Source organism: Mucilaginibacter sp. OK268 (assembly GCF_900103125.1).
Classification (GTDB): domain Bacteria; phylum Bacteroidota; class Bacteroidia; order Sphingobacteriales; family Sphingobacteriaceae; genus Mucilaginibacter.
This window is the reverse complement of the sequence record NZ_FNJV01000017.1, coordinates 1-18,451: the sequence shown is the minus strand read 5'-3', so window position 1 is coordinate 18,451 and position 18,451 is coordinate 1. Positions and strand designations below refer to the sequence as shown.

Sequence of the window (18,451 nt, the reverse complement as noted above, 5' to 3'; positions counted from 1 at the left end):
TAAGAAATAAAATCATCCATCGAATCTTCGCTGTTATTAAAAACCAAGTACCTTACCAAAAGCATTTGTTTGTATCATAGAAATCGCAATGACATGATTTTAATTTGTTATACTTTATAGCGATGCCGGGATGAGTCGGCTGCACCCCGCTCGGTAAGTAGGCTCCTATCACATTAGATAACCTAAAATTAACCTTGTAAAATGGTTGATACATACAACTATTTATGCTGTCTACTGATTAAGTTTGTGCCACCTTATAATGTCGCTAATAGAACCCATATCCCGCAAACTGATACGTCTTGGTAAATTGTACCAAAGCCTGCTCGCTAAAAGTACAAAACACCTGGACGTAGACCGCTATCATTATGTGTTATCGCTGATTTACTATCATGATGGGCAATTATCACAAAAAGCGCTGGCCGAAATACTAGGCAAGGATAAATCGGCCATTGTAAGCATCATTAATCTACTCTCTACCAAAGGATTTGTTTACCGGGAAAACAACCCGAACGACCGCCGCGAACAATTGTTGAAAGTTACCGAAAAAGCAAAGCTCGCGGTTCCGCATATTGTGGCCACCTTTAAAAACATTAATACCGATATTACTAAGGGGATATCTGAGGCGGATATGAAAATATTTGAAAGTGTATTACTCCGAATGCAAAACAACATAAAACCCTTAACAACAACCTGATCAAAAACTAAATCACAAAAATGATCCATTTAATATGAGAACAAGGTATATCATTTACACCGCGCTGGCTTTGCTGGTTGCATACTTAATTTACAACAAGTTCTTTAGCAAAAGCGCCAAGGAATCTGCTGCTGCTATAGCTGCCGGAGGCAAAGGCGGCAAAAAGAAGAACGGTCCCGTTTCCGTTAATATTATGATTGTAAAGGATACTACTATAAACAATATAATAGATGTAACCGGCTCAATTGATGCCAACGAAAAGGTAAACCTGGTAAGCCAAACCGCCGGCAATATCACCGGCATATATTTTACCGAGGGCAGCAAAGTGCAAAAAGGGCAATTGCTGGTTAAAGTTTATAACCAGGACCTGGAAGCATCGCTTAAACAAGTGAGCTACCAGGTAGCGTTAGCCAAACAAAATGAATACCGCAACAAAGTATTGTTGGAAAAAGAAGCCATCAGTCAACAGGAATATGATACTTCTTTAACTTCCTTAAACTCATTAAGGGCACAGGGCGATATGATCAAGGCGCAAATAACACGCACCGAGATCAGGGCGCCGTTTTCGGGCACTATCGGCTTAAGGAATGTGAGCCCGGGTGGTTACCTGTCGCCTCAAACGTCCATCGCGCAGCTGGTTAATATCGATCCGGCAAAGGTTACTTTTTCTGTTCCGGAAAGATACCTTTCTATCATTGGTCCGGGCAGCAAGATCAGGTTCACTACCGAAAGCTCCAGGGAAAACTTTACGGCTACGGTGTATGCTATTGACCCTGCTATTGATGTTAACTCGCGCACCCTTACTGTACGGGCCAAAGCGCCAAATCCCAAAGGTTTATTGACAGCCGGCAGCTTTGCTAAAATTAACTTAACACTTGATCAGATAGCTAAAACTATTTTACTGCCAACCCAGGCCGTTATCCCCGACCTGAAAAGCAACCTGGTTTATGTTTATCAAAATGGCTTTGCGGTGAGCAAACCGGTAAAAACCGATATGCGCACCGATACCAAAATACAGATCATTGATGGTCTGAAACCGGGCGACAGCGTGGTCGTATCGGGCATTATACAAATGCGGCCAAAGGTTCCTTTAAAAATTGCTAAAGTCATTAAATAGAATCAAGAACCGAGAGCCAAGAATCAGGAATTGAAATAATAATTTAAATAGAATCAAGAACCAAGAGTCAAGAATCAAGAGCCGTAATAAGAACAAATGCTTATTTACAACAAAGACAGGTCTGCTTTTTTTTCTTGATTCTTGACTCTTGGTTCTTAAATCTTAAACCATATGAGTTTATCCTCAGTCAGTATAAAGCGGCCGGTATTGGCAACAGTAATGTCAGTAGTTATTGTTGTGTTTGGTATCATCGGCTATAAATTTTTAGGGGTGCGGGATTTCCCTTCTGTCGATCCGCCCATCATTTCGGTATCCACCAGTTACGCGGGCGCCAATGCCGATGTAATTGAATCGCAGATCACAGAGCCCCTGGAAAAAGCCATCAACGGTGTTCCGGGTATCCGTAACCTGTCATCAACCAGTTCGGTGGGTTCCAGTAACATCACTGTAGAGTTTGACCTGGATGCCGATCTGGAAACCGCCGCGAACGACGTGCGCGACAAAGTTGGCCAGGCACAACGGCAATTGCCACAAGATATTGACGCGCCGCCGGTAGTTACCAAAGCCGATGCCAGCGCCGACCAGATCATCACCCTGGAGGTACAGAGTGATACCCGTAACATTAATCAGCTGGATGACTATGCCGAAAACGTATTACAGGAAGGCCTGCAAACCATCCCTGGCGTAAGTACCATTAACATACAGGGACAACGCCAGTACGCCATGCGTTTATGGATCGATCCAAATAAATTAACCGCGCAGGGTGTTACCGCAACCGATATTGGCGCAGCCTTAACTAAAGAGAACGTGGAGCTGCCTGCCGGTAAAATTGAGGGTAATAATACCGAGGTTACCATCAGGGCCCTGGGTAAATTATCTACCGAAAAAGATTTTAACGACCTTATTATCCGATCAGACAGTAACCGTGTGGTGCGTTTGCGCGATGTGGGCTATGCCGTTTTAGGATCGGCCAATGAGGAAACCATTTTTAAGGAATCGGGTGTGCCGATGATCGGTTTGGCCATTGTGCCGCAGCCGGGCGCCAACTATGTACAGATAGCCAAGGATTTTTACAAACGTCTGGACCAGATCAAAAAAGATCTTCCTCCGGATATTAAGGTAAATGTGGCGCTGGATAATACACGGTTTATCAACCAGTCGATATCCGAAGTACAGGAAACGCTGATCGTATCATTTGTGCTTGTGGTGATCATTATTTACCTCTTCTTCCGCGATTGGCTTATCGCCTTCCGCCCATTGATCGATATTCCGGTGTCATTAATCGGCGCGTTTTTCATCATGTATATTTTTGGTTTCTCCATTAATATATTAACCCTGCTGGGCATTGTACTGGCAACGGGCCTGGTGGTGGATGACGGTATTGTGGTAACCGAGAACATCTATAAAAAGGTGGAGGCCGGCATGGCCATTCGCAAGGCTGCCTTTGAAGGTTCTGCCGAGATCTTTTTCGCGGTTGTATCCACCTCGGTTACGCTGGCGGCGGTGTTTTTACCTATTGTGTTTTTACAGGGCTTTACCGGCCGTTTGTTCCGCGAGTTCGCGGTAGTGGTGGCTGGCGCGGTATTGATATCGGCGTTTGTGTCCCTGTCGTTAACACCGATGCTGAACGTAAAGCTGATCCGCAAGAGCAACAAAAAATCGAAGTTTTACGAGCGTACCGAGCCTTTCTTTGTGAACATGACCAATTCCTATACCGAAACACTGGTTAAGTTTATGAAGGTAAAGTGGGTATCTTTCGTGATCCTGGGGGTTTCACTTATTATCATTGGCGTTTTGGTACAGGTTATCCCGTCTGAGCTGGCTCCGCTTGATGACCGCAGCTTATTGCGTTACAGCGTTACCGGATCTGAAGGCGCTACCTATGAGTACATGACCAAATACATGGATAAGGTATCGCAACTGGTTGATGATTCCATTCCAGAGGCTAAAGTTAATTTCGAGATCGTTTCGCCATCCTTCGGTGGTGGTTCGGCCAACTCGGGTTTTGGTCGTATCGGCTTGGTAGCTCCCGACGAACGTGGCCGCACCCAGCAACAACTGGCCGACTGGCTCAGTAAAAAGCTAAGCCGTATGCCCGATGCCCGCGCCAATGTAATACAAGAGCAAACCATTAGCGGCGGCGGTAGCGGTGCCCGGACTTCGCTACCCATACAATATGTAATTCAGAACCAGGATTTCGAAAAAATACGCAAGGCCTTGCCTAAGTTTTTCTCCGAAGTATCCAAAAGTCCGGTATTTCAGGGAACCGACGTCAACCTCAAATTCACCAAGCCCGAGTTAAGGGTAGTTACCGACAGGGACCGGGCACGGGACCTGGGGGTGTCTGTTGATGATATCGCTCAAACCCTGCAATTGTATTATAGTGCCGGCCGCCTGGATTATTTCCTGATCAACGGTAAACAATACCAGGTAATTGCCCAGGTGGATCGCGCCAACCGCGATCAGCCGCTCGATCTGAAATCCGTTTACCTCCGCAGCACTAAGGGCGGCCTGGTACAGCTGGATAACGTGGTAAAAGTGACCGAAGGTGCAACACCTCCGGCTATTTATCACTTTAACCGTTATAAATCGGCTACGGTATCTGCGGGATTAGCACCCGGTCGTACCGTTGGTGATGGTATCAAAGAGATGGACCGCATATCCAAAGAAATATTGGACGATACCTTCAGCACCGCCCTAAGCGGCCCTTCACGGGATTATGCCGAGGGTTCATCAAACATCTTATTCGCCTTTGGTTTTGCACTGTTGCTGATATACCTGGTTTTGGCGGCCCAGTTCGAGAGCTTTATGGATCCATTTATTGTGATGCTCACCGTACCGCTGGCCATTTCGGGTGCGTTTTTATCCCTATGGCTGTTTAACCAAACGCTCAATATTTTCAGCGAGATCGGTATCATTACCCTGGTGGGCTTGGTAACCAAAAACGGTATCCTCATTGTGGAATTTGCCAATCAGCGCATGGAACACGGCGTTGCTAAATATGAAGCCGCAATTGAGGCCGCTACCGCTCGTTTACGCCCGATATTAATGACCAGTTTGGCCGTGGTGCTGGGCTCTGTGCCTATCGCGTTTGCATTGGGCGCGGGTGCCAAAAGCCGTGTATCATTAGGTATAGTAATTATGGGTGGGATGCTGTTCTCACTGGTGCTTACCCTTTATATTATCCCGCTGATGTATGTGATCTTCGCCTCCAAAACCCGTCGTGATCCCGAGCATGAACCGGAAGACACGGAAGCAAACGAGACTAAAACACCTCTATTGATTGAAAACCTTTGAAAGCTAAAAGCAGAAGGCACAAAGCCAAAAGCGAATGATTGAAAACAAACAAAAGATAAATCCGAATTCGAAAATCCGAACTCCGAAATAAAAAAAATATGATCATCAAAAAAATAGTTTTCTTTATTTTTTGCAGCCTGGTTTTTAGCATAACGGCCTGGGCGCAGGATGCCCCTTTGCTTACGCTGAAAGAGGCTGTTGAAATCGCGCTTAAAAACAACTATAATATCAAGCTGTCGCAAAATAACTCTACCATAGCGGCAAATAATGTTACCCTGGGTAACGCGGGTGTTTTACCGCAGCTTACCGGCAATTTTGCCACCAACAACAGTCGGCAAAACACCAAGCAAACACGTAACGATGGTACTGTGAATAATATCAATGCCCATAACTCCAATAATAGTTATGGCGTAAACCTTAACTGGACCATTTTTGACGGCTTTAACATGTTTGCCACCTATGATCAGTTAAAAACCGTTGATACCTTAGGCGCTATACGGTTAAAGGATACCATCCAAACCACCGTTGCCAGTGTGATCACTACCTATTATGACCTCATCAACCAAAACGAGCAGATCAAAGCGCTCAAAGGGGCTATAGATATTTCGCGCACGCAATTGCGTTATGCTAACGACAAGTACAAGGTTGGTCGCGCCTCGGGACTTGATGTATTGAACGCGCAGGTTAACCTCAATACCGATACGGCTAATCTGGTTACGCAATACCAGCAGTTCAAGGCTATCAAAATACAGCTTAACCAGCTATTGATCCGAGATCTGCAAACCGATTTCACGGTAGCCGATACCATTTTGATTGATGATAAGTTAACCCTTGCCGAGATCATCAACAGCGCCCAGTTACAAAACCCGGCCATTTTATCGGCACAGATCAATAAACGCCTGGCCGAGATCAACCTGAAACAGGTGCGCTCAACCCGGTACCCGCAGGTGGGTTTAACATCGGGCTATACTTTTTCTAATAGCAAAACACCGGCTGGCTTTACCTTGTCGCAAAATGTACATGGCTTAAATTATGGGTTGACCGCCTCTATTAATATTTTTGATGGCTTTAACCAAAACCGACGCGAAAAGAACGCGAAAATACAGATCGACAATGCCAATATCAGCGCCAAACAAACCCGACTGAACGTAGAAGCACAGATCAATAACTTTTTTGTGAGTTATTTATCTGGTTTGGATCTGATTAAACTGGGGCAGGCCAACGTTACCATCGCTAAAAAGAACCTGGATATATCATTAGAAAAATATAAGCTGGGTAATATTACGCCCTTAGAAATACGGGAAGCCCAGCGTAATTACCTGGATGCGCAATCCAAGTTCTTTGCGGCTCAGTATCAGTCAAAACTTGCAGAAGTAACTTTAAAACAGATCACCAGCAGTATTAATATTAATTAAGTACTAATAAGTATTTATTTATGGGGTATGTTTCTTAAATTGCTTTAAAAAGCTATTTTTGAAACAATGTTAATCCCCTACAAAACCTGCCTGTTGATTGATGATAATTACATCGACAACTTTGTTACGCGCAGGATTTTGGAAAACAGTAACTTCGCAGAGCAGATCATTGTAAGACAATCGCCTGCCGAAGCTATAAATTCGCTCCGGGAGGGTACTATAAAACCCGATGTTATCTTTTTAGATGTCCGTATGCCCCAGATGAGTGGTTTTGAGTTTTTAGAGGAATACGATACGCTTTTGATCGATAAAAAAAATATTAAAATATTTATGCTTTCTTCTTCCCTTGACCCAACAGATAGGAAAGAGTCGGTAGGAAACAAGTATATTACACAGTTTATACATAAGCCATTAACAGTTAAAGCGCTCGAAGAAATTTGTCCATGATCTTAGTTGCCGATAGCGGATCTTCAAAAACAGACTGGTTGCTCAGTATCCCACAACAAGAGCCAGTATCATTCAAAACCGCCGGATTAAACCCATACTTTTTAACAGAAAAAGAAATAGCCAAAATAATACAGGACCAGGCGCCTGATATGGTGGCATATGCGAATGATATTTCCGAAATATATTTTTTTGGGGCCGGCTGCTCCAGTCCGGACAGGCACGAGATCGTTTCAAACGCTATCAGCCAGTTGTTCAGCAAAGCTTTTATCAGTGTAGACAGTGACCTTTTAGGTTGCGCCTATGCCACCTGCGGGCACGAAAAAGGCATTTGTTGTGTAATGGGCACGGGGTCAAACATCTCCTATTTTGATGGCGAAAACATCCACGACGGCCAGCATGGCCTGGGCTTTGTTTTAGGCGACGAAGGCTCCGGCACCTGGTTTGGCAAGGCCTTGATCACCGATTTCCTGTATGGCAATATGCCCGCCGATATCAACGAGGCATTTGATAAAGCATACGGGTTGAATAAAGAGATAGTGATCAAGAATGTGTATCAGCGGCCCAATGCCAACACTTACCTGGCCTCGTTCTCGCGTTTTGTAAGCGAAATAAAAACCACGCCCTACGGGCAGGAATTGCTGGAAAGGGGCTTATTGGAGTTTATTGACAGCAATATCAAATCGTACCCCGAATACCACCGTTACAAATGTCATTTTGTGGGCTCCATCGCCTACTTTTTTGCCGAGGAGTTAACTACGCTTTGCCATCAACAGGGTGTAAAAACCGGCAAAGTGATCAAGCAGCCGATCAATGATCTGATGGCATTTATTCTGAAGAGGAACGAGGAATAATTGAATCTGCCCGTCATCCTGAGCCTCAAAACCAGAGGACTCTAAAGGTCCGTTTACATTAAGATAAAAACTCGATCATTTACAAAGAATATGTCATTGCGAGGAGGAACGACGAAGCAATCTCGTCGTATGTAGATGAACGCGATGAGATTGCCACGCTACGCTCGCAATGACATGAGGAATATACGGGTAAAGAAAAAATCAGGCAACCGCCACCCTCTTCCTAAACCTCCCCCTTACCCCAATAAACCCAATCAGCAAAACAGCAATAAAGCTACCTGCTTTAGGCAGATAATCACCATGCTCTACATAAAAGGTAAGCTCGGAGTTCAAGTTGATATCCTGTTTAATGGCAGCCTGTGTCCACCATTTGGTTTGCTGTACGATGTCGCCACGCTGGTTGATAAAAGCCGAGATACCCGTATTGGCCGAGCGCGCCACCCAGCGACGGGTTTCAATAGCCCTCAGCTTGGCATAATCCAAGTGCTGGTCTTTACCCGATGTATTTTCCCACCAGCCATCGTTGGTAATAATGGCGATGAACTGCGCGCCTTTCCGCACTGAACGCGCTACATATTCGCCCCAGATAGATTCAAAACAGATCACCGGATCGGCACCGATACCGCTTTGTGAGTAAAACACATCCGCATCTGCTTGAGGGCCATAAGCCCCCGTGGCACCACCCAAATGCTCAAATACTGGTTTCAGGAAGGATAAGGTGTTGCCAAAAGGCAGCGATTCAGCACCCGGCACCAGTCGCGATTTATGGTAGATCTGCACATTGCCGCTATTTTCGATACCGATAGCCGAACTAAAATTATCTGCGAATACACCGGGCTGTTGTGTTGCACTGGCAGTTGGTGTTGCCCTGTTATTATAAAACCGGTAAGTTTCGCCCCCGGTTATCAAAGTACTGTTTTTGTATTTGCGTAAAAAGTATTGCGCCTGTTTAAAGTAAATATTGTTGTTGATACCATCCTCGTTCATATACTCCGGAATGGCGGTCTCGGGCCACAAAAAAAACTCGGTATTGGGCTGGGCCACACTCCGCGACAGGTGGATCATGATATCGATCTGCAGATTTGCGGGGATGTCGTTCTCTTTTGCATAAGGATCGATATTGGGCTGAACCGCCACCACGTTCGATGGGTTTTTTTGCTCGGTATAGTTGTAGTAAGTAAATAACGAAAAGCTGAGCGGTAGCAAAATTGTCAGTACAAACGCGGTAATTAGCTTTAGTCGCAGCTTTTTATCCTGGGCTTCGCGTAATCCTATATAAATTAAAAAAGCCAGTATGTTTACAGCCCATACCCAAATGGTACCGCCATAAACACCGGTATACTCGTACCATTGTATCCACTGGTGGCTCACCGCGAACCCATTGCCCAGGGTCATCCAGGGGAAGTTGAGGTCCCAGCTCTGGTGCAGGTATTCGTAGCCTATCCATAAGCAAACCAGGCCGGCTAAACTCCAGCCCCTGCCGGTTACCAATCGTAAGCGGTAATACAGCCAGCAAGCCAAAGCCATGAGCAATGGCCCCAGCGAATACGGGATCAGCGAAATTGGGATAGCCACCAGGTCGCCCACTATTTTTAGCGCGTTGTACACCCAGTAAACAGAGCCCACATTCCAGATAAAAAAGCCAATAAAGCTTAGGGTGAATATTTTTTTTCCCTTTTTAGCCAATGTGGATTGGATGATGTTTTCCATCGCCAGCAGCATGGGCACAAAACCAATAAACAGCAAAAAAGTAGTATAAGGCGTAGGTGGCCATGCTATCCACAACACCAATCCGGAAAGTATGGCTAAAGGAAGATTTTTTTTCATTTGTTATTTATCCTATTGATCGGGAGAAAAACCAGTATGTCATTGCGAGCGCAGCGTGGCAATCTCCTCGCGTTTTCATTAATAAGAATAGCTACGAGATTGCTTCGTCGTTCCTCCTCGCAATGACATATTTTTTATTTTTTTAAAGCATGGTGGGCAGGCTTCTGCGCGCGTCCTTCGACAAGCTCAGGGTGACAGGCCCTCTTTTTACTCCTCTTCGTCGTCTTTATATTTATTCTTCGATGTTTTGGCTTCGGCCCCAGCCACACAAATCACGAATTCCCCTTTTGCGGGATGTGTTTCATAATATAATTTCACCTCGGCTACCGTACCCCGAACAGTTTCCTCGAACATTTTGGTCAGCTCTCGCGATACGGATAGCTGGCGTTCGGCACCAAAATAAGTCGCCATTTCGTCCAGTGTTTTCAGTAAACGGTGCGGCGATTCATAAAGTATAATCGTGCGTTCCTCCCCGGCCAAAAATTTATACCGTGTCTGGCGGCCTTTTTTCAGCGGTAAAAAACCTTCAAAACAAAACTTATCCGTAGGAAACCCGGAATTCACCAGCGCGGGTACAAAAGCCGTAGCTCCGGGCAGACATTCTACCGCGATATCAAATTTCAGGGCCTCGCGCACCAGGTAAAAACCCGGATCGGATATGGCAGGCGTTCCCGCGTCAGATATCAGCGCGATGTTTTTCCCTTCCAGCAAAAACTTTACTATTTCGTTGGATGATTGGTGCTCATTATGCTGATGGTGCGAAAACACTTTCTGATGGATATCAAAATGTTTCAGCAATGGCGCCGATGTACGTGTGTCCTCAGCCAGTATCAGATCGGCCTCCTTCAAAACACGTATGGCCCTCAAGGTAATATCCTCCAGGTTGCCTATTGGGGTGGGTACTAAGTATAGTTTACCTTTTTCGTTCATGGTTATATTTTGTCCATAGACGATGGTCCATAGTCCATAGATTTTATCTGCATGCCCGATTTCCATCAACTATCGTCCATGGACCATGGTCTATCGACCACATCTTAAAATCTATTGACTATAGTCTATGGACTATCGACTTATTTATATCTTTGCCTAAAAATAAAATAATGCTGCAAGTTAGTTATATCCGCGATAACCGGGAACAGGTTTTAGAACGTTTGGCTGTAAAAAATTTTAAACAGACCGAACTGGTTGATGAAATAATTCAGTTAGACGATAAACGCCGTCAAACTCAAACCAGTATGGATAACGTTTCGGCCGAAGCCAATGCAGCCGCCAAACAAATTGGCGACCTGATGCGCGCGGGTAAAAAAGACGAAGCAGAAACCATCAAAGCCAAAACAGGTGCCTGGAAAGAAGACATCAAAAAACTGGGCGATCAGCTGGCCACTATTGAAGAAGACCTATACCAGAAGCTGGTTTTATTACCCAACCTGCCCCATAGCTCTGTACCCAAAGGTTTAACTCCCGAGGAGAACGAAGTAGTATTGGAAAATGGTTCAAAACCCAACCTACCTGCCGATGCCCTGCCGCATTGGGAGCTGGCCGCAAAATATAACCTGATTGACTTTGAACTGGGTGTTAAAATAACCGGTGCCGGTTTCCCCGTATATAAAAATAAGGGCGCTAAGCTACAGCGTGCCCTCATCAACTTTTTTATTGACGAAGCCGAAAAAGCGGGCTATAGCGAAGTAAGCGTACCCCTGATGGTGAACGAAGCATCTGGCTTTGGCACATCACAATTACCGGATAAGGAAGGACAGATGTATCATGTTGGTATTGATAATTTATACCTGATACCAACAGCCGAAGTGCCCATCACCAACATGTACCGCGATGTGATACTAAAAGGTGAAGACCTGCCGGTAAAAAACTGCGGACATACGCCATGTTTCCGTCGCGAAGCCGGTTCTTATGGCGCGCATGTACGTGGCCTAAACCGTTTGCACCAGTTTGATAAAGTAGAAATTGTACAAGTAGTACAACCCGACCGCTCCTACGAAGTTTTGGAACAGATGAGCGCCCATGTGCAGGGCCTGCTGCAAAAATTAGGCTTGCCTTACCGTGTATTACGCCTTTGCGGCGGCGATATGGGTTTTGGCTCTGCTTTAACCTATGATATGGAAACCTGGAGCGCCGCACAGCAACGCTGGCTGGAGGTTTCATCCGTATCCAACTTTGAAACCTTCCAGAGTAATCGCCTTAAACTGCGTTTCCGTAATACCGAAGGTAAAACCCAGCTGGCCCACACCCTCAACGGCAGCGCCCTGGCCCTGCCCCGCATTGTGGCCACCCTGCTGGAAAACAACCAAACCGAAAAAGGCATCCGGGTACCGGAGGCATTGGTACCGTATACCAAATTTGAGTGGATTGATTAAATAATCCTCATAAAAATTCTTCAACCACGTCATTGCGAGGTACGAAGCAATCTCTACACAGGCAGGTCAACCATAAAAGTTCGCTCTGTACAGCATAGAGATTGCTTCGTACCTCGCAATGACGCATTTTTATTTGTTCTAAAGCCCTCTCCTTTGGAGAGGGTTGGGAGAGGTCTACAAATAACGCTGAAACTCTTTCCTTACCGCCAAGGGCTTTTTCCCCGTAATCGCCTTAAAATGCCGGTTAAAATTGGAGAGGTTAGAGAAACCCGATTCGTAACTGATAATCACAATGCTGTAGTCCGTTTCTTTCAGCAGCTTGCAGGCATGGTTCACGCGCACTTCCAGCAAAAAATCAAAATAGCTTTTGTGCACCCGCGATTTAAAATACCGGCAAAAGGCATTGGGCACCATATAAATAACTGCCGCTATTTCCTTCAGGGTAATAACGCGGTGAAAATTATTAAGGGTATACAGATAAACTTTGGTGAGCCGGGTTTCGTCGCCCGCGTTAAAAGTCTGTTGCTGTATCTGCGGGTTTAAAGATCGATATTCTTTCTCGCTGGCAATGGATGCCAGTAATTGCATCAGTAAAGGGATCCGTTCGCTGGCAGCAGCCTGAAGCAATTGGTTTAACAAAACAATTAAGCGAATACGCAAACTGCCCTGAAACGCGAGTACGTTCCCGGCCCGACGTATCGCGGTACGCAGGTATTCATTTTCGGGCAAATTGATAAACTGTCCGCCAAATATATCGGGGTTAAAATGTAATGTGAGCAATTGTACCGGCAGCTTTATCCGGCCTTGCTTTTGCAAAGGGTATTCAAAAGTATGGCTATCAAACCGGAATAAATGAGGCAGGTTTCCGCCAATCAGCAGCAGATCGCCGGCGGCAACAGGTTCTATTTTATCGCCCACCAACAGTACCCCATGCCCTTCCATAATGTAAATGAGCTCAATTTCGGGGTGATAATGTAATTCGTTATAAGAATGATAATGCGCGGTAAGCTGCAGGCTGAACGACTGGTTAGCCGGGGTACTGAGCTTTTTTAACCTTGCCTTCATTTTTAATTATTGATTTAGTGAATTAGTGATTATAAAATTCTTTGTTCCTGGTTCCGAAAACCTTTACTCCATTTTAGAAATTATATTATTATCACTTATATAATTCAAAAATAGATAAAAATGGTTAATATAGTATTATTTATGGTATATAAACTCTCGTTTCCGAACGTTTTATCCGATAGTTTTGTTGAAGAAAAGCAGATGAAGTAGTCTTGGTTTTAACACGCACCAGGTATGTAAAAATCGCTAATTCACTAAATCAATAATTCAAAATTATTTAAGGATGGAAACAACAAACTATATTTTGCAGCTAAACGAGGCCGGCATCAACGATATTGATCGTGTTGGCGGCAAAAACGCCTCTCTTGGCGAAATGCTTCAAAATTTGAAGCTATTAGGTATCGACATCCCTTTTGGATTTATTGTTGTTGCCGATGCTTATTACAGTTTTATAAAATACAACCAACTCGACGTGCTGATCAGTACCCTCATCAGCGCAACAGATGTGGATGACCTGGCGCAGCTTAAACAATGCGGCGGAACAATCCGCAGGCTTATCCGCGATGGAGAATTCCCTGAAGAGATCAAAATGCAGGTTGCCGATGCTTATGATGCTTTGTGTGCCTATTACCAGAAAATGGATGTTGATGTGGCTGTACGTTCATCCGCTACTGCCGAAGACCTGCCCGATGCTTCTTTTGCCGGGCAACAGGATACTTATTTAAATATTGCCGGCACCAACGAACTGCTGGATGCCATACGCAATTGCTTTGCATCACTGTTTACCGATCGCGCCATTAGCTACCGCAAAAGTTTTGGCTATGATCATTTCCAGATTGGGCTTTCGGTATGTGTGCAAAAAATGGTGCGCTCCGATATTGGAGCTTCTGGTGTTGCATTTTCGCTCGATACAGAAAGTGGTTTTAAAGATGTGGTGGTGATCAACGGCGCTTTTGGCCTGGGCGAAATGGTTGTTCAGGGAGCCGTAAAGCCCGATGAATTTACCATATTTAAACCCCTGCTCGGAAAACCGAATCTCCGCCCTTTGATTGAAAAAAAATTAGGCACCAAGGATAGTAAAATGGTTTACGGCGAAGCCAACGAGCCGCGTGTAAAAGTGGTACCCACCACCGAAGCAGAAAGAGAGCGTTTTTGCCTTACGGATGATATGGCTTTGCAACTGGCCGCCTGGGTGGTGGCCATCGAAAACTATTACACCGCCCTTAAAGGTAAATGGTGCCCTATGGATGTGGAATGGGCGGTTGATGGTGAAACCCAGCAGCTTTATATTGTACAGGCCCGGCCAGAAACCATCCACTCTCGCAAAGCACAGCAGACCCTGCAGATCTTCACCATGGATGCCAAGGCTAAAAGCACGCAGTTACTGTTGCAGGGTATTGCCGTTGGCGATAAAATTGCTACCGGACGGGTGCATCTGCTGGAGAACGCGGATACCATTTCCCTGGCGCAACTGAATTTTAAGGCCGGCGATGTGCTGGTAACCGACATGACCGACCCTGATTGGGAACCTTTGATGAAAAAGGCGGCGGCTATTGTCACCAATAAAGGCGGGCGTACTTGCCATGCCGCCATTGTGGCACGAGAGTTAGGCGTACCGGCCATTGTAGGCTGCGGTAATGCTACGGAGTTATTAAGCACCGGTCAGCAGGTAACGGTATCCTGTGCCGAGGGCGAAAACGGCTACATCTATGCCGGGGAGATTCCGTTTAAAATACAGGAGTATGATCTGAGCACGCTGCCCGCGGTTGATACCCCCATCATGATGAACGTGGCCTCCCCCGATATCGCTTTTAAACTGGCTGGTTATCCGCATTGCGGGGTGGGCCTGGCGCGCGAAGAATTTATCATCAGCAATTATATTAAAATACACCCGCAGGCCCTGCTGCAACACCGCGAGTTGAAAGACGAAGCCTTAACCTCGCTGATTGAAGATACCATTAAAGGCTATGCCGATGAGCAAACATATTTTATAGACAAGCTCTCCTTCGGGATTGGTAAAATAGCTTCAGCCTTTTATCCGCATAAGGTGATTGTACGGTTCTCTGATTTTAAAACCAACGAATATGCCAGTATGCCTGGCGGTAGTTACTTTGAACCATCAGAAGAAAACCCAATGATCGGGTGGCGGGGGGCTTCGCGCTATTACTCCGCTGCTTATAAAGAGGCCTTTGGTATGGAATGCCGCGCCATAAAAAAAGTGCGCGAAACCATGGGGCTAAAAAATGTGGTGGTGATGATCCCTTTTTGCCGTACCATTAATGAGCTGTTGCGGGTTTATGAAACCATGAAGGAATATGGACTGGTTCGCGGTGAAAACGGATTGGAGGTATACCTGATGGCCGAGGTCCCATCCAACGTGATACTGGCCGATCAGTTTGCCCGGTATATTGATGGTTTCTCTATCGGATCAAACGATCTGACCCAACTGGTGCTCGGGCTCGATCGCGACTCAGCCCTGGTGGCTGACATTTATAACGAACGCAATGAGGCTGTAAAAATGATGATATCGCAGCTGATCAAGGCGGCAAAAAAAGCCGGCATCAAGGTGGGGATCTGCGGTCAGGGCCCATCAGATTATCCCGACTTTGCCCAGTTCCTGGTTGAAGAGGGCATCGACAGCATCTCCATAACCCCCGATTCGTTCCTGAAAACAGTTGAAGCGATCAAAAAAATTGAAGACCAGGCTGCTTACCAACAGCGGCAGATAGCCTAACCAAGTTTCATAGTACCGACAAAAACAAATAACAAAACAAAAGCGGCTTTTAGGGGGCCGCTTTTTGTTGTTGTCACGGCGCGTCATTGTCACTCTCGTTTGCACTAAGCATTTCCTTTAAGTACATTTGGGATAAACACATTAATTATCCCTAATGAAAAACAAATACCATTACCTATTGGCCATAGGCGGCATTGCCCTGCTGGCCGGATGCAGCCAGAATAAAAAAGAGGATCAGGAAACGGCTAAAGCTATAACTCCAGAGGAGATCAAATCACACATCGCCATACTGGCCAATGATTCGCTCCTGGGTCGCAAGCCTTTTACTCCCGGCGAAAACAAAGCCATCGCCTATATCTCATCCGAGTTTAAAAAAGCCGGTTTGGAGCCTGGCAATAACGGAAGCTATTTACAGGATGTACCTATGGTGGAGATTACCAGTCAGCCTTCAGAAATCATGGAGATCGGCGGCGGCAAATCGCCTATGAGCTTGCATAAATTGACCGATTTTGTAACCTTTAGTCGCCGCGAGGTTGATTCTGTACAGCTTAAAAACTCTCCCCTTGTTTTTGCGGGTTACGGCATTGTTGCCCCCGAATTTCACTGGAATGATTATGCCGGTCTGGACGTAAAAGGCAAAACGGTGGTAGTATTGGTAAATGATCCCGGCTTTAAAAGCGGCGACCCAACCATATTTAAAGGCGATACCATGACCTATTATGGCCGTTGGACCTACAAATTTGAAGAAGCAGCTCGCCAGGGCGCTGCTGGTGTTATTATTGTGCATCAAACAGAACCAGCCAGCTATGGATGGGAAGTAGTATCCAACAGTAATTCGGGTGCTAAACTTTATCTTACCCAGGCAGACAAACACATGTCGCGTTGTAAGGTGGAAGGCTGGATCACCGAAGACGCCGCCAAGAAACTATTCGCAGATGCAGGTATTACCGGCGATCTGCGCGCCATTGCCCGCAGCAAAAGTTTCAAGGCTGTGCCTCTTAATAGGTCGGTTTCTTTAACTATCAACAACAAGCTTAAATATTCTACATCGCATAATGTTATCGGTACTATCAAAGGCAGCACATCGCCTAACGAATACATTTTGTATACCGCCCACTGGGACCACCTGGGTATCGGAAAACCTGATGCCAAAGGCGACAGTATTTATAACGGCGCTGTGGATAATGCCAGTGGTGTAGCCGCTATCATCAGCGTAGCCAAAGCATTTCAGCAGGCTAAAGATAAACCCAAACGTTCCATCGTATTTTTAGCGGTAACCGCCGAGGAGCAGGGCTTGCTGGGTTCTGAATATTATGCCACCCACCCTGTTTATCCACTCAACAAAACCATTGCCGACCTGAACATGGACGCCCTGGGCAGCTATGGCGAAACCAAAGACATAGCCATAACCGGTAAGGGCCAAAACGACCTGGAAGATTATGTGGCCGATATAGCCAAACAGGATGGCCTCACCACCGTAGGCGACCGTCACCCAGGTGCGGGCAGCTATTACCGGTCTGATCATTTTAACTTTGCCAAGCTGGGTGTTCCGGCCCTTGACATTAACAATGGCAGCGTAAGCAAAACACAGGGCGCATCCTATGGTGAAGACAAGCAAAAGGAATACAACGAGCAGCGCTACCATCAGCCGGCCGATAATTACAGTGCGGACATGGACGCTACCGGTATGGCACAGATAGCTGATATCCTTTACCGGATAGGCACCAAGCTTAGCAACGAAACTACCTTCCCCGGCTGGAAACCTCATTCGGAATTTAAGGCTGTAAGGGATAAGGCGTTGGCGAAATAATATTTCTCCGGGTCATGCCGAACTTGTTTCGGCATCTCATTAGCATGGTTGCGTTATAATGGCCAATTGTCCTGTGGGATGCTGAAACAAGTTCAGCATGACCATTCTTCTTTTACAAACTAAAAAATCCACCCCGTAACAGAAGGTGGATTTTTTTATTGTATATATATAGTGAAACTATCACCCACAAAGGGCTTATTTAGTTGCTCATTTTAGCGATGTTGAAGCTTTCGAAAGCCATTTGTTTGTTGTAATCGGTAGCGATGTTTTTGTAGTTGATCAGGTCGACAATGGTTCCTATAAAACAAAAGCCGGCAGTAAAAAAGTACACCAAGCCCATGCCTATCTGGTCGGTCATGAAACGTTGTACTCCGGATACACCTACAAAACCAAGTAAAGTAGCCAGCATAATATCCTGCGGATTTCTTCTTTTACCGCCGTAAATATTTATAAAATACCGCTGTTGATTTTCTGTTAATGATGCTGTTGCCTGTTGTAAAAAGGAAAACTCTTCGGGTGTCATTCCGTCGAACATCATATATGGGTTTGGGTAAGTGTTCATTTTAGTAGCTTTTAAGGTTATCGTTTGTTTGATGATATAAAGGTATTGCGATAAGCAAAACAAGCCTATGGAAAACTGGTTAGCAGCGGGAACAAGTCGGTGAGTGGGGAAATTTTAACGGTGAAAGATTCTTTTAATGTTCGCCTTTTGTCGCACTCACCACGCGTCATTGCGATTTCTATGATACAAACAAATGCTTTTGGTAAGGTACTTGGTTTTTAATAACAGCGAAGATTCGATGGATGATTTTATTTCTTACT

The 18,451-nt window shown here is 45.5% G+C and carries 13 protein-coding genes; 9 read left to right on the top strand and 4 right to left on the bottom strand.

Going from position 1 to position 18,451, the window contains the following annotated elements; genetic code table 11:
* Nucleotides 1–259 precede the first annotated feature (259 nt).
* The 6 genes from BLR84_RS29540 to BLR84_RS29515 all read left to right on the top strand — a co-directional run bounded on the left by BLR84_RS29540 (nucleotide 260) and on the right by BLR84_RS29515 (nucleotide 7,821).
* Nucleotides 260–694: a MarR family winged helix-turn-helix transcriptional regulator gene (locus BLR84_RS29540; RefSeq protein ID WP_090473866.1), complete on the top strand. Its 435-nt coding sequence runs from the start codon at nucleotides 260–262 to the stop codon at nucleotides 692–694.
* Nucleotides 695–728: 34 nt separating this feature from the next.
* Nucleotides 729–1,811: an efflux RND transporter periplasmic adaptor subunit gene (locus tag BLR84_RS29535; RefSeq protein ID WP_090473865.1), complete on the top strand. Its 1,083-nt coding sequence runs from the start codon at nucleotides 729–731 to the stop codon at nucleotides 1,809–1,811.
* A 171-nt stretch (nucleotides 1,812–1,982) separates the two neighbouring features.
* A complete protein-coding gene (locus BLR84_RS29530; RefSeq protein WP_090473864.1) occupies nucleotides 1,983–5,108 on the top strand; it encodes an efflux RND transporter permease subunit in 3,126 nt (1,041 codons plus the stop codon).
* Nucleotides 5,109–5,206: 98 nt separating this feature from the next.
* Nucleotides 5,207–6,523, top strand: a complete 1,317-nt coding sequence (locus BLR84_RS29525) for a TolC family protein (protein WP_090473863.1) — start codon at nucleotides 5,207–5,209, stop codon at nucleotides 6,521–6,523.
* Between the two features lie 66 nt (nucleotides 6,524–6,589).
* Nucleotides 6,590–6,970, top strand: coding sequence for a response regulator (locus tag BLR84_RS29520; RefSeq protein WP_090473862.1), 381 nt, complete (start codon nucleotides 6,590–6,592; stop codon nucleotides 6,968–6,970).
* Nucleotides 6,967–7,821 (top strand): BadF/BadG/BcrA/BcrD ATPase family protein, encoded by an 855-nt coding sequence (locus tag BLR84_RS29515; RefSeq protein ID WP_090473861.1) that lies wholly within the window; start codon nucleotides 6,967–6,969, stop codon nucleotides 7,819–7,821. Before BLR84_RS29520 ends, BLR84_RS29515 begins: the two co-directional genes overlap by 4 nt.
* A 201-nt stretch (nucleotides 7,822–8,022) precedes the next feature.
* On the opposite strand, the gene lnt is transcribed toward BLR84_RS29515, so the two are convergent.
* Entirely contained in the window at nucleotides 8,023–9,648 is a 1,626-nt protein-coding gene (lnt, locus tag BLR84_RS29510) for an apolipoprotein N-acyltransferase (RefSeq protein WP_090473860.1), read from the bottom strand.
* A gap of 207 nt (nucleotides 9,649–9,855) precedes the next feature.
* Nucleotides 9,856–10,578, bottom strand: coding sequence for a 16S rRNA (cytidine(1402)-2'-O)-methyltransferase (gene rsmI, locus BLR84_RS29505; RefSeq protein ID WP_090473859.1), 723 nt, complete (start codon nucleotides 10,576–10,578; stop codon nucleotides 9,856–9,858).
* A gap of 170 nt (nucleotides 10,579–10,748) precedes the next feature.
* Between rsmI and serS the strand changes: the two genes are divergently transcribed.
* Nucleotides 10,749–12,020 carry a serine--tRNA ligase gene (gene serS, locus BLR84_RS29500; RefSeq protein ID WP_090473858.1) on the top strand — a complete coding sequence of 424 codons (1,272 nt, stop codon included), beginning with the start codon at nucleotides 10,749–10,751 and terminating at the stop codon, nucleotides 12,018–12,020.
* A 174-nt stretch (nucleotides 12,021–12,194) separates the two neighbouring features.
* On the opposite strand, the gene BLR84_RS29495 is transcribed toward serS, so the two are convergent.
* The gene (locus BLR84_RS29495; RefSeq protein ID WP_090473857.1) at nucleotides 12,195–13,085 is read right to left on the bottom strand and encodes a helix-turn-helix domain-containing protein; all 891 of its coding nucleotides are present in this window, start codon (nucleotides 13,083–13,085) and stop codon (nucleotides 12,195–12,197) included.
* A gap of 283 nt (nucleotides 13,086–13,368) precedes the next feature.
* Between BLR84_RS29495 and ppsA the strand changes: the two genes are divergently transcribed.
* Together ppsA and BLR84_RS29485 are read left to right on the top strand one after the other, a co-directional pair.
* The gene (ppsA, locus tag BLR84_RS29490) at nucleotides 13,369–15,819 is read left to right on the top strand and encodes a phosphoenolpyruvate synthase (protein WP_090473856.1); all 2,451 of its coding nucleotides are present in this window, start codon (nucleotides 13,369–13,371) and stop codon (nucleotides 15,817–15,819) included.
* A 154-nt stretch (nucleotides 15,820–15,973) separates the two neighbouring features.
* Nucleotides 15,974–17,629, top strand: a complete 1,656-nt coding sequence (locus tag BLR84_RS29485; RefSeq protein ID WP_090473855.1) for a M28 family metallopeptidase — start codon at nucleotides 15,974–15,976, stop codon at nucleotides 17,627–17,629.
* Nucleotides 17,630–17,828: 199 nt separating this feature from the next.
* On the opposite strand, the gene BLR84_RS29480 is transcribed toward BLR84_RS29485, so the two are convergent.
* Nucleotides 17,829–18,191 carry a TM2 domain-containing protein gene (locus BLR84_RS29480; RefSeq protein WP_090473867.1) on the bottom strand — a complete coding sequence of 121 codons (363 nt, stop codon included), beginning with the start codon at nucleotides 18,189–18,191 and terminating at the stop codon, nucleotides 17,829–17,831.
* Nucleotides 18,192–18,451: the final 260 nt, after the last annotated feature.